This is a genomic window from Streptomyces sp. NRRL F-6676 (assembly GCF_000725625.1).
Taxonomy (GTDB): Bacteria; Actinomycetota; Actinomycetes; order Streptomycetales; family Streptomycetaceae; genus Streptomyces.
In genome coordinates, this window is record NZ_JOHS01000006.1 from 47050 (window position 1) to 68940 (window position 21891).

The 21891-nt window shown below is 69.6% G+C and carries 18 protein-coding genes; 7 read left to right on the forward strand and 11 right to left on the reverse strand.

Annotated features, from left to right (window positions below):
- Positions 1-3: 3 nt before the first annotated feature.
- The 6 genes from yidC (at position 4) to IO29_RS04390 (ending at position 5996) form a co-directional block, all read left to right on the forward strand.
- Entirely contained in the window at positions 4-1350 is a 1347-nt protein-coding gene (yidC, locus tag IO29_RS04365) for a membrane protein insertase YidC (protein WP_030376934.1), read from the forward strand.
- Between the two features lie 15 nt (positions 1351-1365).
- Entirely contained in the window at positions 1366-1878 is a 513-nt protein-coding gene (locus IO29_RS04370) for a Jag family protein (RefSeq protein ID WP_030376935.1), read from the forward strand.
- Positions 1879-1995: 117 nt separating this feature from the next.
- The gene (gene rsmG / locus IO29_RS04375; protein ID WP_030376936.1) at positions 1996-2712 is read left to right on the forward strand and encodes a 16S rRNA (guanine(527)-N(7))-methyltransferase RsmG; all 717 of its coding nucleotides are present in this window, start codon (positions 1996-1998) and stop codon (positions 2710-2712) included.
- A 382-nt stretch (positions 2713-3094) separates the two neighbouring features.
- The gene (locus tag IO29_RS04380) at positions 3095-4168 is read left to right on the forward strand and encodes an AAA family ATPase (RefSeq protein WP_078618005.1); all 1074 of its coding nucleotides are present in this window, start codon (positions 3095-3097) and stop codon (positions 4166-4168) included.
- Positions 4165-5178, forward strand: coding sequence for a ParB/RepB/Spo0J family partition protein (locus IO29_RS04385; protein WP_078618006.1), 1014 nt, complete (start codon positions 4165-4167; stop codon positions 5176-5178). The genes IO29_RS04380 and IO29_RS04385 overlap by 4 nt, the downstream gene beginning before the upstream one ends.
- A 200-nt stretch (positions 5179-5378) precedes the next feature.
- Entirely contained in the window at positions 5379-5996 is a 618-nt protein-coding gene (locus IO29_RS04390; protein WP_030376939.1) for a GNAT family N-acetyltransferase, read from the forward strand.
- 100 nt (positions 5997-6096) lie between these two features.
- Here IO29_RS04390 and trxA read toward each other — a convergent pair whose 3' ends face one another.
- The 7 genes from trxA to IO29_RS04425 form a co-directional block, all read right to left on the reverse strand.
- Positions 6097-6429, reverse strand: coding sequence for a thioredoxin (gene trxA / locus IO29_RS04395; RefSeq protein WP_030376940.1), 333 nt, complete (start codon positions 6427-6429; stop codon positions 6097-6099).
- A 42-nt stretch (positions 6430-6471) separates the two neighbouring features.
- Complete coding sequence (trxB, locus tag IO29_RS04400; protein ID WP_030376941.1) at positions 6472-7443, reverse strand: thioredoxin-disulfide reductase; 972 nt, start codon at positions 7441-7443, stop codon at positions 6472-6474.
- Between the two features lie 211 nt (positions 7444-7654).
- On the reverse strand, positions 7655-8644 hold the full coding sequence (locus IO29_RS38385; protein WP_030376942.1) for an anti-sigma factor family protein: 990 nt from the start codon (positions 8642-8644) through the stop codon (positions 7655-7657).
- The gene (sigM, locus tag IO29_RS04410) at positions 8641-9393 is read right to left on the reverse strand and encodes an RNA polymerase sigma factor SigM (protein WP_030376943.1); all 753 of its coding nucleotides are present in this window, start codon (positions 9391-9393) and stop codon (positions 8641-8643) included. Before sigM ends, IO29_RS38385 begins: the two co-directional genes overlap by 4 nt.
- A gap of 34 nt (positions 9394-9427) precedes the next feature.
- Positions 9428-11143 carry a protein kinase family protein gene (locus IO29_RS04415; RefSeq protein ID WP_030376944.1) on the reverse strand — a complete coding sequence of 572 codons (1716 nt, stop codon included), beginning with the start codon at positions 11141-11143 and terminating at the stop codon, positions 9428-9430.
- A gap of 118 nt (positions 11144-11261) precedes the next feature.
- Positions 11262-13367, reverse strand: coding sequence for a murein biosynthesis integral membrane protein MurJ (gene murJ / locus IO29_RS04420; protein WP_030376945.1), 2106 nt, complete (start codon positions 13365-13367; stop codon positions 11262-11264).
- 46 nt (positions 13368-13413) lie between these two features.
- Entirely contained in the window at positions 13414-15891 is a 2478-nt protein-coding gene (locus tag IO29_RS04425) for a DUF6049 family protein (RefSeq protein ID WP_030376946.1), read from the reverse strand.
- 243 nt (positions 15892-16134) lie between these two features.
- On the opposite strand from IO29_RS04425, the gene IO29_RS04430 reads away from it, so the two are divergent.
- The gene (locus tag IO29_RS04430; protein ID WP_199806826.1) at positions 16135-17601 is read left to right on the forward strand and encodes a CCA tRNA nucleotidyltransferase; all 1467 of its coding nucleotides are present in this window, start codon (positions 16135-16137) and stop codon (positions 17599-17601) included.
- A 151-nt stretch (positions 17602-17752) separates the two neighbouring features.
- Here IO29_RS04430 and IO29_RS04435 read toward each other — a convergent pair whose 3' ends face one another.
- The 4 genes from IO29_RS04435 to IO29_RS04450 all read right to left on the reverse strand — a co-directional run bounded on the left by IO29_RS04435 (position 17753) and on the right by IO29_RS04450 (position 21595).
- Positions 17753-18292 (reverse strand): LppU/SCO3897 family protein, encoded by a 540-nt coding sequence (locus IO29_RS04435; RefSeq protein WP_030376948.1) that lies wholly within the window; start codon positions 18290-18292, stop codon positions 17753-17755.
- Between the two features lie 149 nt (positions 18293-18441).
- Positions 18442-19704: an MFS transporter gene (locus IO29_RS04440; RefSeq protein ID WP_030376949.1), complete on the reverse strand. Its 1263-nt coding sequence runs from the start codon at positions 19702-19704 to the stop codon at positions 18442-18444.
- Positions 19705-19784: 80 nt separating this feature from the next.
- Positions 19785-20867, reverse strand: coding sequence for an inositol-3-phosphate synthase (locus tag IO29_RS04445; RefSeq protein ID WP_030376950.1), 1083 nt, complete (start codon positions 20865-20867; stop codon positions 19785-19787).
- A gap of 44 nt (positions 20868-20911) precedes the next feature.
- A complete protein-coding gene (locus IO29_RS04450; RefSeq protein WP_030376951.1) occupies positions 20912-21595 on the reverse strand; it encodes a PadR family transcriptional regulator in 684 nt (227 codons plus the stop codon).
- Positions 21596-21891 lie beyond the last annotated feature (296 nt).

The window sequence follows — 21891 nt, forward strand, 5'->3', positions numbered from 1 at the left end:
TTAGTGGACACGATTGCCAGCTTCTTCAGCTTTATCACGACACCCGTCTCCTGGGTCATCGTCCAGTTCCACACGGTGTACGGCGCCCTCTTCGGTGCCGACACGGGCTGGGCCTGGGGCCTGTCCATCGTGTCTCTGGTGGTGCTGATCCGCATCTGCCTGATCCCGCTCTTCGTGAAGCAGATCAAGGCGACCCGGGCCATGCAGACGCTGCAACCCGAGATGAAGAAGATCCAGGAGCGCTACAAGAACGACAAGCAGCGTCAGTCCGAAGAGATGATGAAGCTGTACAAGGAGACGGGTACCAACCCGCTCTCCTCGTGCCTTCCCATCCTGGCGCAGTCGCCGTTCTTCTTCGCCCTCTACCACGTGCTCAACGGCATCGCGACGGGCAAGACGATCGGCGTCATCGACGGCGACCTGCTCGACAGTGCCCGTAAGGCGCACATCTTCGGCGCCCCGCTCGCGGCGAAGTTCATGGACAGCTCGGACAAGGTCGAGGCGCTCGGCGCCACGCTGACCGACGTCCGCGTCGTCACGGCGATCATGATCGTCCTGATGTCGTTCTCGCAGTTCTACACGCAGCGCCAGCTGATGACGAAGAACGTCGACACGACGGTCAAGACGCCGTTCATGCAGCAGCAGAAGATGCTGATGTACGTCTTCCCCGTGATGTTCGCCGTCTTCGGCATCAACTTCCCGGTCGGTGTCCTCGTCTACTGGCTGACCACCAACGTGTGGACCATGGGTCAGCAGATGTACGTCATCCGCAACAACCCCACCCCGGGTTCCAAGGCCCAGGCGGCCTACCTGGAGCGGCTGCACAAGCACGTCACGAACCACGGCAAGACCCGCAACCGCCGTGAGCGCACCATCGTCAAGGCGATCGTCGCCAAGGGCCGCGACCGCAACGAGTTCGAGCGCAAGTTCATCAACGGCCTGACCAAGGCCGGCCTCGCGGCCCAGCCCGACGGCAATGTGGTCAAGAGCGAGGGCGCGGTCGCCACCCTCACCGCCGAGGACGGCACGACGACGACGACCGCCGCTCCCAAGCGCCAGCAGCCCAAGCGGCAGTCCAAGTCGCAGCGTCAGTCGGGCGCCGGTGCGAAGGCGGCCGGCGACTCGACCGTGTCCGGTTCCTCGGACTCCGGGTCCTCGGACTCCGACTCGACGGACTCCGGCTCGTCGGGGTCGACCTCGCTGAGCAAGTCCGACCGGCCGCAGGACGCGTCCCAGCCCGCAGCCCGGAAGGCGGCCACCTCGAAGTCCGGCTCCGGCGCCCGCAGCAAGGCGCAGTCCGGGCAGCGCAAGGGCGGCCCACAGCGGCCCAAGTCCCCGTCCAAGAAGTAAGAAGGAGTCCATCCCGTGACGGAAGGCACCACCTCCGCCGCTGCCGAGGGCGCAGACACCATGACCCGCCTGGAGCAGGAGGGTGAGATCGCCGCGGACTACCTCGAGGGCCTGCTCGACATCGCCGACCTCGACGGTGACATCGACATGGACGTCGAGGCCGACCGCGCCGCTGTCTCGATCATCAGTGACACCGCGAGCCGCGATCTGCAAAAGCTGGTCGGCCGGGACGGTGAGGTGCTGGAGGCGTTGCAGGAGCTCACGCGCCTGGCCGTGCACCGGGAGACCGGTGACCGCAGCCGGCTGATGCTGGACATCGCCGGCTACCGCGCCCGCAAGCGCGCCGAGCTCTCCGAGCTGGGTGCCAAGGCCGCGGCCGAGGTGAAGAGCAGCGGCGAGGCCGTGAAGATGAAGCCGATGACCCCCTTCGAGCGCAAGGTGGTGCACGACGCGGTCAAGGCCGCCGGACTGCGCAGCGAGTCCGAGGGCGAGGAGCCGCAGCGCTTCGTCGTCGTGCTGCCCGCCTGATCCGGTACGTACGTCCCTCCGGCCCCGTCTGTTGCGCAGACGGGGCCGGATTTTGTCAGCCTGACACCCCTGATGTCAGCGCCCGGCGCGCTGAAGCGGTACGGAAGGACGGTTCCCGTGACGGAGGCAGCGGAGCTCCCCCCGGCGCCCGAGGAGGCGCGCGCGGTCTTCGGCGACCGCTTCGCGGACGCGGTGCGCTATGCGGAACTGCTCGCCGAGGCGGGCGTGCAGCGCGGTCTCATCGGCCCCCGCGAGGTTCCCCGTCTGTGGGAGCGGCATCTGCTGAACTGCGCCGTGCTCTCGGAGGTCGTGCCGGAGTCGGTGACCGTGTGCGACGTCGGCTCCGGCGCCGGTCTGCCCGGCATCCCCCTGGCGCTGGTCCGCGAGGACCTGAAGATCACGCTGCTCGAGCCGCTGCTGCGGCGCACCAACTTCCTCACCGAAGTCGTCGAACTGCTGGGCCTGGACCATGTCACGGTCGTGCGCGGCCGTGCAGAGGAGGTCATGGGCCAGCTGCCGCCGGTGCATGTGGTGACCGCGCGGGCGGTGGCGCCGCTGGACCGCCTCGCCACCTGGGGCATTCCGCTGCTACGTCCCTACGGGGAGATGCTGGCGCTCAAGGGTGACGCGGCCGAGGAGGAACTGAAGAGCGCGGCCGTGGCACTGACCAAGCTGGGCGCCGTGGAGACTTCCATCCTGCATGTCGGCGAGGGCGTGGTGGAGCCGCGGTCCACCGTTGTGCGGGTCGAGGTGGGGGAGAGCCCCGGCGGGGTCCGCTTCGCGGCCAAGCGCGCCAAGGCGGCGCGGACAGGAAGGGCGCGTCGGCGTCGCTGACGCATGACCGCAGCGTCAGTGGCGCGGACGGTGTGACGGCCATCTGGTGTCTGGCTTCTGGTGACGGGCGAGTGGTGGCGTACTCCACACAAGCAGGCATAGCGTCGCGATTCGGAGTGTCGCGGGGATCTGCCTGCGGCCGCTGTGCATCGTGTTTCACGTGAAACATCGCTCACTGCTGCACGGCATCATCGGCCGCAACCGGGCTGCGGCAGCGCCCCGGGACCGTCGGCCCCTCGGATCCCTGGAGAAAGGCACCCCATCGAGCGGTGCCTCGTCGCGTGTCGACGGTGCTGCATCCCCCGGAAGGGGCACGGAGTTTTCCACAAAGGTGGATTTCTCCACAGAACACCAGGCCTCACTGGTTCATGACCCCGAAGGCATGGCAGGCTCTGTTCATCGCGAGTCTGAAGTCGAGGAGAGTGAATCCTTGCGGTCCGACGCCAACATCGCGGGACCGATGGCCGATCCGGTCCCCGGTCCCCGTACCGAGTCGCTCGGGGAGGATGTTTCACGTGAAACACCGCCCCCGATGGACGACACACCCATCGGCCGTGCTGCCCAACTCGCGGTGGAGGCACTGGGACGTGCCGGCGAAGGCCTGCCACGGCCGGAGCAAACCCGCGTCATGGTGGTCGCCAACCAGAAGGGCGGCGTGGGGAAGACCACGACCACGGTCAATCTCGCCGCGTCGCTGGCCCTGCACGGCGCCCGTGTCCTCGTGGTCGACCTCGACCCCCAGGGCAATGCGTCCACCGCGTTGGGCATCGACCACCACGCAGAGGTCCCGTCCATCTACGACGTCCTGGTGGAGAGCAAACCGCTCGCCGAGGTCGTCCAGCCCGTCCCGGATGTGGAGGGTCTCTTCTGTGCCCCCGCCACGATCGATCTCGCCGGTGCCGAGATCGAGCTGGTCTCCCTGGTGGCCCGGGAAAGCCGGCTCCAGCGGGCCATCCAGGCGTACGAGCAGCCGCTGGACTACATCCTCATCGACTGCCCGCCCTCGCTCGGACTGCTGACGGTCAACGCACTCGTCGCCGGTGCGGAGGTCCTCATCCCGATCCAGTGCGAGTACTACGCGCTGGAGGGACTGGGCCAACTGCTGCGCAACGTCGACCTGGTGCGCGGGCACCTCAACCCCACGCTGCACGTCTCGACGATCCTGCTCACCATGTACGACGGGCGGACCCGGTTGGCGTCCCAGGTGGCGGACGAGGTGCGCAGCCACTTCGGCAACGAGGTGCTGCGGACCAGCATCCCGCGCTCCGTCCGCATCTCCGAGGCGCCGAGCTACGGGCAGACGGTGCTGACCTACGATCCGGGATCGAGCGGAGCCCTCTCCTACTTCGAGGCGGCACGCGAGATCGCACTGCGCGGCGTCGGAGTGAACTACGACGGCGAGCACGCCCACTTGGGCACAGAGAACAACCAGAACATGGTGGAGGGAATCCAGTGAGCGAGCGACGGAGGGGGTTGGGGAAGGGACTGGGGGCGCTCATTCCGCCCCCGAGCGGGGGACTGGGAACCCTGCCGCATGTTTCACGTGAAACAGAGGAGCCGCCCGTCCCGGCGATCCCCGGACCGCCGTTTGGCGCCCACTTCGCGGAGCTGCCTCTGGACACCATCGTCCCGAACCCGCAGCAGCCTCGCAGTGTGTTCGACGAGGATGCGCTCGCCGAGTTGATCACCTCGATCAAGGAGGTGGGGCTGCTTCAGCCCGTGGTCGTGCGGCGCGTCGGTCCTGGGGTGTACGAGGCTCCCGCTGAGTACGAACTCATCATGGGCGAGCGTCGCTGGCGAGCCTGCCAGAAGGCGGGGCTGACAGCCATTCCGGCGATCGTCCGGGCCACGGACGACGAGAAGCTCCTCCTGGACGCCCTCCTGGAGAACCTGCACCGTGCGCAGTTGAACCCGCTGGAAGAGGCCGCCGCCTACGACCAGTTGCTGAAGGACTTCAACTGCACGCACGACCAGTTGGCGGACCGCATCGGGCGATCCCGCTCGCAGGTCTCCAACACGCTGCGTCTGCTGCGGCTTTCGACCAAGGTCCAGAGCAAGGTGGCTGCCGGGGTGCTCTCCGCCGGTCACGCGCGGGCGCTGATTCCCGTAGAGGACTTGGAGGAGCAGGAGAGGCTCGCCGACCGAATCGTGGCCGAGGGGCTCTCGGTTCGGTCCATCGAGGAGATCGTCCACCTCATGACGGGCTCCGGGACCAAGCGCGCCGCGCGTGCCAAGAAACCTCGCGCGGGCGCACGTGTCTCTCCGGCGCTGGGCGAACTCGCCACCAGGCTCTCGGACCGTTTCGAGACCCGGGTGAAGGTGGACCTGGGACAGAACAAGGGCAAGATCACCGTCGAGTTCGCCTCGATGGAAGACCTCGAGCGGATCCTAGACAGTCTCGCTCCGGGCGAGGGCCCGGTTCTCCAGAGGAGCCTGCACGACGACGAGAAGCAGCCGCAGGACTGAGCGGGCCGGTGACGGAGGGGCGTTCCGTTCCACCGTCACCCGGCTTGGGCGGACCGTGTCCGGTGCATACCGGAACACGGTCCGCTCTTTGCTTTGCGGCGGTACTGAGGGAATCGCATCGTGGTTACGATGCGAAGAGGGTATGCGCATCCACTGGCCGCCCGTGGCGCAACGGGCTGGGGAAGCGAGGAACGGCTTTCATGGGGCGTCGGCTCGTACCGCTCACGCTGGACAATCTGAAGGATCTCCCCCAGCGCTGCCGCGCCTGTGTCTTCTGGGAGCTGGACCCTGTCAGCGGTGAGGCCGCGATACAGGGGGGCACGTCCGCCCTGGAGAAGGAGAGCTGGATCTCCGCCGTCCTCCTGGACTGGGGGTCCTGCGGTCGCGTCGTCTACGTGGACGACGTCCCGGTGGGGTTCGTGCTGTACGCGCCTCCCGCCTACGTGCCCCGCTCCGCGGCGTTCCCCACCAGTCCGGTCTCACCGGACGCCATTCAGTTGATCACCGGCTTCGTACTGCCGGCGTACCAGGGGCAGGGGCTGGGACGGGTGATGGTGCAGACGGTCGCCAAGGATCTGCTGCGCCGGGGGTTCAAGGCGATCGAGGCGTTCGGCGACGCGCGCTGGAAGGAGCCGGCGTGTCTGCTGCCCGTCGACCATCTGCTGGCGGTCGGCTTCAAGACGGTGCGGCCCCACCCCAGTCACCCACGGCTCCGGCTGGAGCTGCGCTCCACACTCTCCTGGAAGGAGGACGTGGAGATGGCCCTGGACCGGCTCCTCGGCGCCGTGCAGAAGGAACCGGTGCTGCGACCTCTGTGAGCGCCGTTCCCGGCAAGCGCGAAGGGGCCGACCCGTGTGGGTCGGCCCCTTCGATGTTTCACGTGAAACATTGCGCCGGTACGGTCACCGGCGTTGCCGCCTATTCGGCGATGAAGTCCGAGAGGTCCTTGACGATCGCGCCCTTCGGCTTGGCGCCGACGATGGTCTTGGCGACCTCACCACCCTGGTACACGTTCAGGGTCGGGATCGACATGACACCGTACTTGGCGGCCGTGGCGGGGTTCTCGTCGATGTTGAGCTTGACGATCTCGATCTTGTCTCCGTATTCCGCGGCGATCGCCTCGAGCGAGGGGGCGATCTGGCGGCACGGGCCGCACCAGGCGGCCCAGAAGTCCACCAGGACAGGCTTGTCGCTCTTGAGGACGTCCTGCTCAAAAGTATCGTCGGTCACGTGCTTCAGGGTGCCGGCCACGGCGGGCTCCTAACTGGTTGGTGCGGTGGGGTTGGGACGGGGTCAGACAGCGGTCTTCTCGGGCTCGGCCTGCTGCTCGTTGTCAGCGAGGGCCGCGAGGAAGCGCTCGGCGTCCAGCGCGGCGGAACAGCCGGTGCCGGCCGCCGTGATCGCCTGGCGATAGGTGTGGTCGACGACGTCACCGGCGCCGAAGACGCCCGTCTGGTTGGTGCGGGTCGAGGGGGCGTCGACCTTGAGGTAACCCTCCTCGTCCAGGTCGAGCTGGCCCTTGAAGAGCTCGGTGCGCGGGTCGTGGCCGATCGCGATGAACAGGCCCGTCACCGGCAGCTCCGATGTCTCGCCGGTCTTCAGGTTGCGCAGCGTCAGACCGGCCAGCTTCGGGTCGCCCTTGATCTCGGCGACCTCGCTGTCCCAGACGAACTTGATCTTCGGGTCGGCGAAGGCACGCTCCTGCATGGCCTTGGAGGCGCGCAGCGTGTCACGGCGGTGGACGATCGTCACGGACTTGGCGAACCGGGAGAGGAAGGTCGCCTCCTCCATGGCGGTGTCGCCACCACCGATCACGGCGATGTCGTGGTCCTTGAAGAAGAAGCCGTCACAGGTGGCGCACCACGAGACACCGCGCCCGGAGAGGGCGTCCTCGTTGGGCAGCCCGAGCTTGCGGTGCTGGGAGCCGGTGGTGACGATGACCGCCTTGGCCCGGTGGACGGTGCCGGAGGTGTCCGTGACGGTCTTGATCTCACCGGTGAGGTCGACGGAGACGATGTCGTCCGGGACCAGCTCGGCACCGAAGCGCTCGGCCTGGGCACGCATGTTGTCCATGAGCTCGGGGCCCATGATGCCGTCCTGGAAGCCGGGGAAGTTCTCCACCTCGGTGGTGTTCATGAGCGCACCACCCGCGGTGACAGCGCCCTCGAACACCAGCGGCTTCAGCGACGCGCGCGCGGTGTAGAGCGCCGCCGTGTAGCCGGCGGGCCCGGAGCCGATGATGATCACGTTACGGACGTCGCTCACGGCTTCATTCCTCGTCTCTGGAGACTGCAGCTGCGTTGGTTCGGTGGGAGCCTCAGTCCGAGCTCTCACCCCACCCAACGGATCCTAGGCGGCACGCATTCCCGGTGCGTCGGGGCACTCCGGCCCGGCCCCGTGGTGCGGGGACGCACGGTGCCTCGGCAAGCTCTCGCCCCCCGGATACCCGGGAAACAGCGGTCCATGGAAGGGCTGCTCAGGAGCGCGCGTAGGTCCGCGTGAGGAGCACCTTGCCGGTGCCGGTGGAGGCCGACCGCGTGGTGCAGGAGGCGTCCACGAGGTAGGCCGCGACGCGTGAGCTGTCGGTGGCATCCGGCGTCACCACGAGGTAGACGCGCGCGCCCTTGTAGACGCCCTTGTCGGCGGCGAGGACCGCCTGGTGGCCGTCCACCGCCCGCTCGATGCACACGGGGATGTTGACGGTCGTGCCTCGCAGGGTGGTGTTCGGCTGCATCTCCGTCCCCTGGGACTCGGCCGAGGAGCCCGTGCCGGGATCGGCCTTCCAAGGCTTCGCGCTGTTGCTCGCGGTGTCGCCCTGTCCCCTGCCGAGCAGGGTGGTCACCTGGTCCCGCAGCGATCCTTCGGAGTAGGTGTGGGCCGCGTCGGTGTGCGGGGCCGTCGCCGACGCCACGTCCTTCGCGCCGCCGTCGTCCAGCGCCTGCGTGAGCAGTGCGCCCAGCCCGAGGGCGGCGGCGGTGACCACGCCGCTCAGAACGACCGTCCTGCGACGCCGGGAGGCGCGGCTCGTCCGGCCGGGACCGGTCGCCGCACGACCATGCCCGGCGGGACGCGCGGGGGACGCTGGGGCGGAGAGGGCGGACTGGGTCGTCGATGTTTCACGTGAAACAGAGGAGGGCGGCGCCTCGGTCGGTGTCGATGTTTCACGTGAAACATCGACACCCTCCCCTGACGGGGAGGCGCCGCCGGTCGCGTCCAGCAGAGCCTCCGCGGCGAGTGCCGCGTCGATCCGCGTGGCGACGTCGTCGGGCATGTGCGCGGGGCCCGGCAGGGTGCCGAGCAGACCGCGGATCTCACTGAGTGAGGCGTGGACATCGGCGCACAGGGCGCAGCCGTCCAGATGCCGCCGTACGTCTGCGGCGCGGGACGGCGGGAGCAGGCCCTCGGTGAGGTCGGAGAGCTCGTCGACGTCCGGGTGCCCGGCCGTGTCGTCGGTCGTGGTTGTCACGCTCGCCCACCTCCGTTCCGTACAGCGGCTGAATCGCTTGGTCCCGTGTCGTGTGGTTTCGCTGCGGGTGGGACGGACGGTCCCTGCGTCCGGTTCCTTTCCGGTCCGGACTTTTTCGTGGGTCCGGTGTCGGGCCCGCCGTCGTCCGCGCGGAGGGCGCCGGTTCCGCCGCCGTCCGCACGGAGGTGGGTGAGCAGGGGCAGGAGTCTTGCTCTGCCCCGTGCGCAGCGGCTCTTCACCGTGCCGGTGGGCACGTCGAGGATGCGGGCGGCCTCTGCCACGGGATACCCCTGCATGTCCACCAGGACCAGGGCGGCCCGCTGGTCCGCGGGCAGGGTGGCGAGCGCCTGGAGGAGTTCCCGGTTCAGATCGTTGCGCTCGGCCGGTGCCGACGCCGGCTCGTGCGGTTCCAGCAGCTGCTCCAGCCGCTCGGTGTCCTCCACGGGGGAGGTCCTGCGGGAGGCGGCCTTGCGGGCGCGGTCCAGGCAGGCGTTGACCGTGATGCGGTGCAGCCAGGTGGTGACGGCGGAGCGGCCGCGGAAGGTGTGCGCGGCACGGTAGGCGGAGACGAGGGCGTCCTGGACGGCGTCGGCGGCCTCCTCGCGGTCCCCCAGCGTCCGCAGCGCCACCGCCCACAACCGGTCGCGGTGGCGGCGCACGAGTTCCCCGAACGCCTCGTGGTCGCCGCCGACATGACGGGCGAGGAGGTCCTGATCGCTCACGCCGCCGTACCCGGCCTCGTCCGCCATCCGACCCCCTCCCACGCCGGCGTGTGCCTGGACCCTAGCCCGTGAACGTCACGTCGGTGATGGCCTGCTTGTAGCCGGAACCGCTGTAGTTGTCCCCCGACGCGTAGGGCACGTCCGTGATCCACAGCAGCACGTACTGGGTCTTCACGCTCTTCTTGCCCTTCAGGCTGACCTTCTTGTCGCTGGTGGTGGCGGAGCCGATCTCCTTCATGGAGCTGACGGAGGCGGAGGGCGAGAGCGAGTCGGCGGCGTACAGATGGACCGTCGTGTGGTTGCCCGGGTACAGAAGCGCGACCGAGGCCGTTGACACCGACTTGGCCGACCCGAGGTCGTAGACGATGCCCACGCCCGGCTTGTACGGGGCGAGCTGCGGTCCATCGGTGTAGCTCTTGGTGCGCCAGTACGAGGAAGGGTCGTCGTCGTAGGTCTTGCCGACGTCCGCGGCTGCCTGGGCGGATCCCTCGACGACGTACTCCCGGGCGGCCGCGATCGTGAGCGGCTTGACGGGCTTGTGCGCCTCGCTGTTCTTGTCGTTGCTGTCCGTCGTATGGGTCGTGCCGGTGTCGTCGGACTTTCCGCCCCGGTCCATGAGGGCGTCGGCCAGCTGCCAGCTGCCGAGCCCCAGGGCGACGATGAGCAGTGCCGAGACGGCCCACTTGAGAGCCTTGCCGGTACGGCTCTGCAACGCGGGCGGGGGCGCGGGCACCGGCTGGGTGACACCGGGGTGCGGGGCCGGGCGGCCGTAGCCCTGCTGGAAGGCGGTGCGCTGGTACTCGGGCGGGGCGGTGAACGCCGGCTCCGGCGGCCGGATGCGGGGCATCTCGCCGATCGCCTTGACCAGTTCCTCCGGCGTGGTGCACGGCGACTCGTGCCGGGAGGCGGTGGCGCCGTCGTTGGCGAGGGCGCGCATCGCCAGTTCGGACAGACCGCGGTGGACACCGGCCCGTACCTGGTCGGGTGCGATCAGACCGACGCCCTTGGGCAGCCCGGACAGCCCGTAGGCGTCCTCCTCATAGGGCCAGCGCTGGGTCAGCGAGGCGTACAGCAGTGCGCCGATCGCCTCCGTGTCGGTGCGCTGCGGGGTGTCGGAACCGATGCCGCGCAGCGCGGCGTTGACCGCGAGCCCACGGATGCGCCACTGCCCGGAGGAGGTGCGCAGCACCGCACCCGGGGTGAGCCGCAGATGGGCCAGGCCCTCGCGGTGCGCGGCGGCCATCGCCTGGGACACCTGGGTGACCATCTGGTAGGCGTCGTGCACCTCCAGCGGGCCGGCGGCCAGCAGCGCCGTCAGCTCGGTGGCGTCCGGCAGCCATTCGTGGACGACGTAGACGAGGTCGTTCTCGTCGACGGCGTCGAGGACCTGGACGAAGCGGGGGTCACCGAGGAGCGCGGCGGAGCGGGCGGCGGCCAGCACCGACCGGGCCCGCGCATGGTCCGCCGGCAGGATGTGCACGCCGACGGCGCGGCGGAGCTTCTCGTCCACCGCGCGCCAGCTGCTGAATCCGTCCAGACGGGTGACGCACTCCTCGAGACGGTAGCGTCTGGCGAGTTTGTGGCCGCTGTGGAGTTCGGGCGGCGAGGCCGCACCGGAACCGTCGGTCCTGCCGCTGCCCTGTGCCTCTTCGCCGTCCGTCTCCCGCTCCCGCTTCTGGGCCACCTCGTCGGACGTGGACTGGTCCGCCTTGGCGGTCAGCGGCTCGTCACCGCTGTTGTCTGCCACGTCGACGGCAGACGTGCTCCGTTCCGCCACCGTCGTCCCTGCCTCCCCATCCGATGCGCACTGTCCGACGCAGAAACCAATTGTGCCCACAGTCCGTCGCTGTGCACGACACGCGGCGGCGGACGATGGTTGTGCGGTTACCCCGGCCTCAGCGCCCCAGGCGCCCGCGGACCATGCCGACCATCGAGTTGAGTTCCTCGATGCGCATCTTCCGCGCGGCGACATAGAAGACACCGAGCAGCAGGGCGCCACCGCCGAGCAGGGCGGCGAACGAGCCGCCGACGCCCTGACCCAGCGTGTGGCCGATCGCGTAGCAGGCCGCCCCGCTGAGCAGCGCCGCGGGCACCGAGGCGATGCCGAGGCGTGCGTAGGTCCGCAGCACGCGGGAGCCGTCGAGGTCGCCGCCGAGCCGCTTGCGCAGCCGGTTCCAGGCGACACCGACGCCGATCGCGTACGCGAGACCGTACGAGGCGGCCATGCCGACCACGGCCCAGCGGGCCGGGAGTACGAAGTAGCAGATCGCCGAGGCGCCGGCGTTGACGGCGGCGACGATGACCGTGTTGTAGAAGGGCGTCCGGGTGTCCTCGTAGGCGTAGAAGGCCCGGAGCACGACGTACTGCACGGAGTACGGAATGAGGCCGAGGCCGAATGCCATCAGCATGTAGCCCATGTTGGTCGCCGCGCCGGTGCCGGAGGTGCCGAACATGAGCGTGCACATCGGGATGCCGAGTGCGACGAAGCCGAAGGCGACGGGGACGATGGCGACGGCCGTGGTGCGCAGCCCCTGCGAGATGTCGTCGCGGACGGCCCCGCCGTCGTTCTCGGCGGCCGAGCGGGAGATCCGCGGCAGCAGCGCGGCCATCAGCGACACCGTGATGATGGCCTGCGGGAGGCCCCAGATGAGCTGGGCGTTGGCGTAGGCGGCGAGGCCGGTGCCCTTCGCGGGTGAGTGGTCCCCGGCGGAGGTGGAGAGCTGGGAGACGACCAGGGCGCCCGCCTGGTTGGCGAGGACGAAGAGGACGGTCCACTTGGCCAGCATCGCGGCCTTGCCCAGGCCGTGTCCCTTCCAGTCGAACCGCAGCCGCAGCCGGAAGCCGGTCTCCCGCAGGTAGGGAATCATCGCCAGCGCCTGGACGACGAGTCCGAGCAGGATCCCGACGCCGAGTAGCCGCTGTCCCTCCGGCGGGATGTTCTCCACCGCCATGTGGGAATGGCCGGCGGTCCCGTAGACCCAGATGAACATGCCCAGAGTGACGATGATGACGATGTTGTTGAGGACCGGGGTCCACATCATCGCGCCGAACTTGCCGCGGGCGTTGAGTACCTGACCCATCACCACGTGGATGCCCATGAAGAAGATGGAGGGCAGGAAGTACCGGGTAAAGGTGATGGCCACGTCGTTGGCGGCCGGGTCGGTGGCCACGGAGTTGGACAGCACACGGACCAGAAGGGGCGCGGCGAACATCGCCAGCCCGGTGAGCACCCCGAGGGCCACCATCACCAGGGTCAGCAGCCGGTTGGCGAAGGCCTCGCCGCCGTCGTCGTCCTCTTTCATCGCGCGCACCAGCTGGGGCACGAAGACGGAGTTGAGGCCACCGCCGACGGTCAGGATGTAGATCATCGTCGGGAGCTGGTAGGCGACCTGGAAGGAGTCGCCGAGGACACCGAGACCCAGCGCCGACACGATCAGCGCCGACCGTACGAACCCCGTCAAGCGGGACACCATCGTGCCCGCCGCCATCACCGCGCTGGACTTCAGCAGCCCCGAGGCGCGGCCGCCCTTCTTCGCCGGGGCCGCCGGCTGCGGCTCCGCCGCGGGCGGCTGCTGCACGGGGCCGGAAGCGGCGACGGGCGCCGGGACCGCGCCGAGGTCCATCGTGGGCGGATCGGCCTGCTGCTGGTCCCGGAAGAGGTGGGCGAAGGCGTCCCGCTGCCCCTCCCCGGCCCGGTCGGCCGGACCGGCCGCGCCCGCGAACTGCACGGTGCGGGTGTCCTCGCCGTACGGCTGGTGCTGCGGCTGCCCGCCGTAGGCGTCCTGGCCGTAGACCTCCTGACCGTAAGGCGTCTGGCCGTAGGGGTCCTGACCGTGGGGCTCCTGACCGTAAGGCGTCTGGCCGTAAGGGTCCTGACCATAGGGGTCCTGGCCGTAGCCGTCGTGCGCGTACATGTCCGCACCAGGTCCGGGCGGTGGGCCCTCGGGGCGACCCGAGTGACCCGCGGCCCGGCCGCGGTCACCGTCGTACGGCGCGTTCATGGTCTACCCCACCTCATCGTCCCCGGCCCACCGGCCACGACATCGCTCAACGGTCCACTCTCTCACCCGTGGCGGACGGGCCGGCGTTCCCGGAAGCGGTGTCCGGTGCCGGTTCGCTCGGGTGCTCCGGGCCGCCGCCGGAGTCCTCCGGGGTTTCCGCGTCTGGCCCCGTGTCGCGTTCCGTGTGCGTGCTGTCGTCCGTGCTGCCTGTGGTGCCTGTGGTGCCCTCAGTGTCTACGGCCCCCGAACCGTCGGCGTTCAGCTCGTCACCGGCGGACTCCTCACCGGCGGACTCCTCATCGGCCGAGTCCGCACCGGCCTCTTCCGCCTGCCGGGCGGCGGCCCGCTTGCGCTGGGTGTACATGCGGAACCCGGCGAGCACCAGGAGGAGCACGCCGCCGGCGATGACCAGCAGCACCGTCGGCGTGAGTTCGTTGACCTTCACGTCGAAGGTGACCGCGGGACCGTATGCCTGACCGTCCTCGGTGTAGAGCTGCGCGACCACCGCCGCCCGGCCGTTCGCCTTGGCCGAGGTGGTGAACTTCACCGACTGGCTGTGGCCGGCGGCGACCGTGACGCGCTGCTCCTCGAAGGCGCCGTCCCCGATCTGCATACGGGTGGGGTTGGCCGAGGTCAGCCGCAGCACCAGATGGTCGACGCCCTGGAGCAGGCGGTTCTGCACGGTGACCGGGATGGTGGCGCTGCGCCCGGAGAGGCTGGCGTCGGACTTCTCGATCAGCCGGACCTGCTGGACCAGTACGTTGAGCGAGGAGGCCACTCCGTCGCGGAAATCTTCGGCCTGCGCGGCCTTGCCGCGCCAGGAGGTCGAGACGCCGCGGTCCAGGGCGCGGCCGAAGGGGGTCGCCACCCGCTCCGGGAAGGTGAGGATCGTCGTGAACTTGTCCAGCCTGCTCTGGGTGGTCTCCACGTCCTCGAACGACGACTTCGGCAGTTCCTTCTTCCGCAGGGAGGAGGGGTACGCGGAGGCAGCCGGGACACGGGTGGTGGCGGCCGGGTCGGCCTTGGCGCCGGCGGCCTCGGAGAGGTCCTGCGACTGGGACCAGGTGCCTTCCTGGAGCTCGGTCAGCGCCTGCGCCATCGTCGCCGCCTGGCTCGCCGTGGGCATGCGCTGGGGCGCGACGACGATGCTGCGCTGCTTTCCGGGGTCCTGGAGGCCGATCATCAGGCTCTGCGCCAGGAACTTCTGCACGGCCAGGGTGGATTTCCCGGCGTGCGACATGTCTCCCTGGAACGCCGTGGAGAGCGTGGCGTCCGTGACGACCGCCGTGGTGCCGCCTCCGATGGGGCGAGCCGCGGAGGGCGTGTAGGTGAGGTTGCCGCGCTCCCGGAAGGTGTCGCTGCGGGCGATCACCTTGTCGGCGCCCGCGGAGGTCGCGACCTTGACGATCGACGGGTCGAGCGCGCCCTCCACGGGCCAGGCGAAGTCGGTGTCGGGGGTGACGTGGAGGACGGTCTCCACGGTGCTGGCCGCCACGTCCGTGGCGTCCTTGAGGTGGCTGAGCGTGCCGGCCACGTTCTTGCCGTTGTGGGCGAGTGAGGCCAGGTCGGGGTCGGCGAAGGGGAGGGCGACGACCTCCTTGTCCTGCACCGCCTCCTCCAGCGCGGCCAGCCACCGCTTGGCCGCGTTCTGCCCGCGGCCGGTGGTGGGCGTGCCGTCGGCGCCCTCGACCTCGTAGCCGCCGGCCATCGCGTCGACGCCGGCCAGCAGGTCGGGATCGATCACCCAGGTGACGTCGAGGTCCTTGCCGAGCGAGACCAGCTGGTCGAGTCGGCCGCCCGGGGAGATCTCCTTGAGCAGCTCGTCGTCGCGGAAGACGGGCGTCTGCTGCTCGTTGGAGGCGGTCTCGGCGGTGAGGTGCACGGAGGAGATGAGCGGCCACAGGTACGTGGTCTTCGTCCTGGCGCCGGCCTCGTCCGGCTGCCACGGCAGGAAGGTCCGCTCGATGCCCAGCACCTGTTCCCAGGGCGCGGCAGCGGTCTGACCCGAGAGCGAGACGCCGAGCTGGTAGACGCCGTCGGAGCCGAGGTTCAGCTTCGAGACCGGGAGGGAGAGCGTGAAACGCTGGGCGACCCCGGGGGTCAGCTTGGCGAACTCCTCCTCGTAGGAGCCGGTGATCTCCGTGCCGTCCGTGCCCGGCTGGTAGCCGGTGGTCCTGGCGGCGGCCTCGATCGCCGTACGGCTGCCCAGGGCGGCGCCCACGCGCAGCCCGACATGGGCGTCCGTGACGGCCTGCTTGCCGTTGTTGACGACCGTGCCGGAGACGGTGAGGGTGTCGCCGTCGGTGGGCACGGAGGGGGCGAGCGAGTCCAGCGAGACGTCCACCGTGCGCGAGCCGCTCGCCTGGACGGGGGCGGCCTTCTGGTCGGCCTGAGCGATCCCCTGGGCGGGCAGCAGGCAGGCGCCGGCCAGCAGGGGCGCCCCGGTGACCAGCGCCAGGACGCGCCGCAGGCGGCGGCGGGCAGGTGAGGGAGGTGTCCCCGGGAAGTCTGCCGCCTCGGCCACGCGCTCGCCCGTCCCTCGTCATCGTCAGTGGTCGTCGGATTGTGCGTCCACGCATGGTAACGATGCTCGCGGAGCGGAAGTGCCGCGGACCGGTCGGCAAGATCGGCCGGGAGAGCCCCGCCGGCCCGAATGAGCGGGTATGCGAGTGGCTCGCGCGAAGTGGGTGCTGTGCGCGGTTCGGCCGGTCTGTGCGGGTTGTGCGGAGGAGCAGTGGAGACGCCGGGACACGTACTCTTTGCTGTTGTGCCGAACGCCAACACAGACAGTCCCAGTGCCCTGAGTCAGGTGCAGCGCCGCGCGGTGAGCGAACTGCTGCGGGTCTCCCCTGCCGCCGACGACCTCGCCCGCCGGTTCCGGGAGGCCGGGTTCTCCCTGGCCCTGGTCGGCGGTTCGGTACGGGACGCCCTGCTCGGCCGGCTCGGCAACGATCTGGACTTCACGACCGACGCGCGCCCCGAGGACGTGCTCAGGATCGTCCGGCCCTGGGCGGACGCGGTATGGGACGTCGGGATCGCCTTCGGGACGGTCGGGGTGCAGAAGGACGCCCGGGTCGGGGACACCGTGCAGCGCTTCCAGATCGAGGTCACCACCTACCGCTCGGAGGCCTACGACCGCACCTCGCGCAAGCCCGAGGTGTCCTACGGCGACTCCATCGAGGAGGATCTCGTCCGGCGTGACTTCACGGTCAACGCGATGGCGGTCGCGTTGCCCGAGAAGGAGTTCGTCGACCCGCACCACGGTCTCGACGACCTCGCCGCCAGGGTGCTGCGCACCCCCGGCACCCCCGAGGAGTCCTTCTCCGACGACCCGCTGCGCATGATGCGTGCCGCGCGCTTCGCCGCGCAGCTCGACTTCGAGGTGGCGCCGGAGGTCGTGGCGGCCATGACGGAGATGGCCGGCCGGATCGAGATCGTGTCGGCGGAGCGGGTCCGGGACGAGCTGAACAAGCTGCTCCTCTCCGCGCACCCGCGCAAGGGTCTGACCCTCCTCGTCGAGACCGGGCTCGCCCAGTACGTCCTGCCCGAGCTCCCGGCGCTGCGGCTGGAGCGGGACGAGCACCACCGGCACAAGGACGTCTACGACCACACGTTGATCGTGCTGGAGCAGGCGATGGCACTGGAGCAGGACGGCCCCGATCTGACGCTGCGGCTCGCCGCCCTGCTGCACGACATCGGCAAGCCGCGGACGCGCCGGTTCGAGCAGGACGGCCGGGTCTCCTTCCACCACCACGAGGTGGTGGGCGCCAAGATGACCAAGAAGCGGATGACGGCGCTGAAGTACTCCAACGAGCTGGTGAAGGACGTCTCCCGGCTCGTCGAGCTCCACCTCCGCTTCCACGGCTACGGCACCGGCGAGTGGACGGACTCGGCGGTCCGGCGGTACGTCCGGGACGCGGGTCCGCTGCTGGAGCGGCTGCACAAGCTGACCCGCTCCGACTGCACCACCCGGAACAAGCGCAAGGCGGCCGCGCTGTCGCGCGCGTACGACGGCCTGGAGGAGCGCATCGCGCAGCTCCAGGAGCAGGAGGAACTGGATTCCATCCGACCCGACCTCGACGGCAACCAGATCATGGAGATCCTCGGTGTCCGTCCGGGCCCGGTCGTCGGACAGGCCTACCAGTATCTGCTGGAGCTGCGGCTCGAGAACGGCCCGATGGAACACGACGAGGCGGTGGCCGCGCTCAAGGAATGGTGGAGTGCCCAGAGCTGATGCGGGACTGATGCGCGGCTGACGGTCTGGGGGCGGGTCATGTTTCACGTGAAACATGACCCGCCCCCTCGTGTCCGCACGCGCCGAGGGGCGACGTTTCACGTGAAACATCGCCCCTCGCCCTACCGGCCGACGTCGGCCGGCTCCCGCGTCAGCTGGTCTCCTTCAGGCACAGCACCACGTCGTGGCCGTTGCCGTACTGGATGTAGGAGATCGTCGCGTCCTTGACGTTGTCGCACTTGCTGCTGTCCGAGGAGCCGCCGAACTTCTCGACCACCTTGTACTGCGACTTGCCCGACGAGCAGTCGACCTCTTGAAGATCGGGGCTGCTCTGGGTGCCGTCGTTGTGCATGCAGCTGCCGACCGAGGTGGTCTCGGCGTCGTCGCGGCCGAAGAGCCAGCCCAGGCCCCAGCCGGCGCCGAACTTCAGGCCGATGATGAGCACGGCCACGACGATGCCGCCTATGACCTTGAGGGCCTTCTTGCTCTTCCGCGGGGCGGGCGGCGTCGGCGGCGCCGGGAACGGGCCGCCCTGCTGCTGCGGGAACGGCGCGTAGGGGCCCTGCGGCGGGACGCCCGGCTGCCCGGGCTGCTGCGGAGGAACTCCCGGCTGTCCGGCCGGCTGCCCCGTGGGAGCGGTGGGCGTCTGGGCGTACGGATTCTGGCCCTGGGGCGGCGGCGGAACGGTCACTTGGGGGTCCCCCTTGGTGAAGATGGCATGCGTGAAAGTGCCGTGCGCGGAGATGACCTGCGCATGGCGCGAAATAAGACGTCCGTAAGTTATCCGGCCGCACTGACAACTACGAAGTCCGGAAAGGGACTGTGGCTTTGATGTGACACTTACTGGCGAGCGAAGCGGGTCATAGCGGCAGCAACCGCCCCGTAGACCAGCGCCACCAGCACCACCAGCGCGGCCGAGCGGCCGTCGGCGGGCAGCATCACGGCGGCCAGCGCGGCCGCACCGACGAACGCGGCGTTGAACAGCACGTCGTAGACCGAGAAGATCCGGCCGCGGAAGCGGTCGTCGACCGAGGACTGCACGATCGTGTCCGTCGCGATCTTCGCCCCCTGGGTGGTCAGCCCCAGCACGAACGCCGCCACCAGCATCGGACCGGTGGCGAACGGCAGGCCCAGCGCGGGCTCCAGGACCGCCGCACCGGCCGCGCACACCACGATCCAGCGGCCGGGCCCGAGCCGCCCTGCCGTCCAGGGCGTGACCACGGCCGCCACGAAGAACCCCGCGCCGGACGCCCCCACGGCCAGGCCCAGCAGGGCCAGCCCCTCGTCGGTGCCGTCGGCGAGGGCGTACCGGCAGAGCATCAGCACCATGACGGTCAGCGCGCCGTAGCAGAACCGCATGAGCGTCATCGCGGTCAGCGCCCGGGCGGCGGGCCGGCGCCGGGGCTCGGCGAGGTGACGTACACCTTCGGTGAGCCCCCGCGCGGTGCCGCCGAGCGCCTCGCGGAGCCGGGGCCGCACCGCCGCGCCGTCGGGACCGAGCAGGGCCGGCGCGATCCGCAGCGTGACCAGGGCGACGCTGAGATACAGGGCGGCGCCCAGCAGCACCACGGCGACATCGGAGTCGGCGACCGCGAGGCGCAGCACGAAGGCGAGCCCGCCGCCCGCGGTCGCGGCGAGCGTTCCGGCGGTCGGGGAGAGCGAGTTGGCCAGCACCAGGCGCTCGGTGTCGACGACACGGGGCAGGGCGGCGGACAGGCCCGCGAGGACGAAGCGGTTGACCGCGGTGACGCACAGCGCGGAGACGTAGAAGAGCCAGTCGGGCACCCGGCTCACCATCAGCACCGCCGTCGCGCACGCGAGCAGAGCGCGCAGCAGATTGCCGTGGAGGAAGACCTGGCGGCGTCGCCAGCGGTCGAGCAGGACGCCGGCGAAGGGGCCGACGAGGGAGTACGGCAGCAGGAGCACGGCCATCGCGGAGGCGATCGAGGCGGCGGAGGTCTGCTTCTCCGGGGAGAAGACGACGTAGGTGGCGAGCGCGACCTGGTAGACGCCGTCGGCGCCCTGGGAGAGCAGCCGCACCGCGAGCAGACGCCGGAAGTCCCCGAAACGCAGCAGGACGCGCAGATCAGGGAGGACGGCCATGGGGGACAGCCTCACATACGGGGGAGGGCCCCCGGGACGGTGCCCCGGGGACCCTCGGTGACGCGGAAGGCGGTGAGCCCTCAGCGCTCGACCTCGCCCCTGATGAACTTCTCCACGTTCTCCCGGGCCTGGTCGTCGAAGTACTGGACCGGCGGGGACTTCATGAAGTACGAGGACGCCGAGAGGATGGGGCCACCGATGCCCCGGTCCTTGGCGATCTTCGCGGCGCGCAGGGCGTCGATGATGACACCCGCGGAGTTCGGGGAGTCCCAGACCTCGAGCTTGTACTCCAGGTTCAGCGGAACGTCACCGAAGGCGCGGCCCTCGAGGCGGACGTAGGCCCACTTGCGGTCGTCGAGCCACTGCACGTAGTCCGAGGGGCCGATGTGGACGTTCTTCGCGCCCAGGTCCCGGTCCGGGATCTGCGAGGTGACGGCCTGCGTCTTGGAGATCTTCTTGGACTCCAGGCGCTCGCGCTCGAGCATGTTCTTGAAGTCCATGTTGCCGCCGACGTTCAGCTGCATCGTGCGGTCCAGGACGACGCCCCGGTCCTCGAACAGCTTCGCCATGACGCGGTGCGTGATGGTGGCGCCGACCTGCGACTTGATGTCGTCACCGACGATCGGGACGCCCGCCTCGGTGAACTTGTCCGCCCACTCCTTGGTGCCGGCGATGAAGACCGGCAGGGCGTTGACGAAGGCGACCTTGGCGTCGATGGCGCACTGGGCGTAGAACTTCGCCGCGTCCTCGGAGCCCACGGGCAGGTAGCAGACCAGGACGTCGACCTGCTTGTCCTTGAGGATCTGGACGACGTCGACCGGGGCCTCGGCGGACTCCTCGATGGTCTCGCGGTAGTACTTGCCGAGGCCGTCGAGGGTGTGCCCGCGCTGGACCGTCACACCGGAGTTGGGGACGTCGCAGATCTTGATGGTGTTGTTCTCCGAGGCGCCGATGGCGTCCGCCAGGTCGAGGCCGACCTTCTTGGCGTCCACGTCGAACGCGGCGACGAACTCGACGTCGCGGACGTGGTAGTCGCCGAACTGGACGTGCATCAGCCCAGGCACCTTGGACGCCGCGTCGGCGTCCTTGTAGTACTCGACGCCCTGCACCAGCGATGCGGCGCAGTTGCCCACGCCGACGATGGCTACGCGAACCGAACCCATTCCGGTTGCTCCCTGTGTGTATTCGGTGAGACCCCGACCGGGGCTCACATGGCGGTGTCGTCGGGCGTATCCGGCGCGGTGCTGTCACCGCGCCGGGGCAGGCCGCCCGGCGAGCCGGATCCTGTGTTCTGCTGAGCGGGGCCCGAGGAGGCGGAATCCTTGAGGTCCCGCCCTGCCCGCTCGCTCTCGATGAGCTCGTTCAGCCAGCGCACTTCGCGCTCCACGGACTCCATTCCGTGGCGCTGGAGCTCAAGGGTGTAGTCGTCGAGGCGCTCCCGGGTGCGCGCCAGGGAGGCGCGCATCTTCTCCAGGCGTTCCTCCAGCCGGCTGCGGCGCCCCTCCAGGACGCGCATGCGCACGTCCCGCGAGGTCTGGCCGAAGAAGGCGAAGCGCGCGGCGAAGTGCTCGTCCTCGTAGGCGTCGGGCCCCGTCTGGGAGAGCAGCTCCTCGAAGTGCTCCTTGCCGTCCGCCGTCAACCGGTAAACGATCTTCGCGCGCCGTCCCGTGAGCGGGGCGGCGGGCGTGCCGTCGGTCGCGACTCCCGGCTCCTCGATCAACCAGCCACTCGCGACCAGCGTCTTGAGGCAGGGATACAGCGTCCCGTAGCTGAACGCACGGAACACCCCCAGTGACGTATTGAGCCGTTTGCGCAGCTCGTAGCCGTGCATCGGGGACTCGCGAAGCAGGCCGAGTACGGCGAACTCGAGGATCCCGGCACGCCGGCTCATCGTCGCCTCCTCCCTCTCGCGGCCGTCTCGGCACGTCTTTATCTCGCGCTGATGTATCGACTCGATACATCACGACGATAGAACGCCCCCGCCACAGGGACAAGGGGGGACACGGTGAACGGGGTCACATCACTGATTCGTAGGAGGCAACCTGCCTGGTTTGGGGTGAACTTCGAACCTCGGCGGGTTTTGACGGTGCGTAGTCTGTGCGCCATGCAGAACACCGGGAACCGAGTGACGGACGGCAACGTCCTCGTCCTCGGTGCAGTACGGGTGAATGCGTGAGCGACCGCATC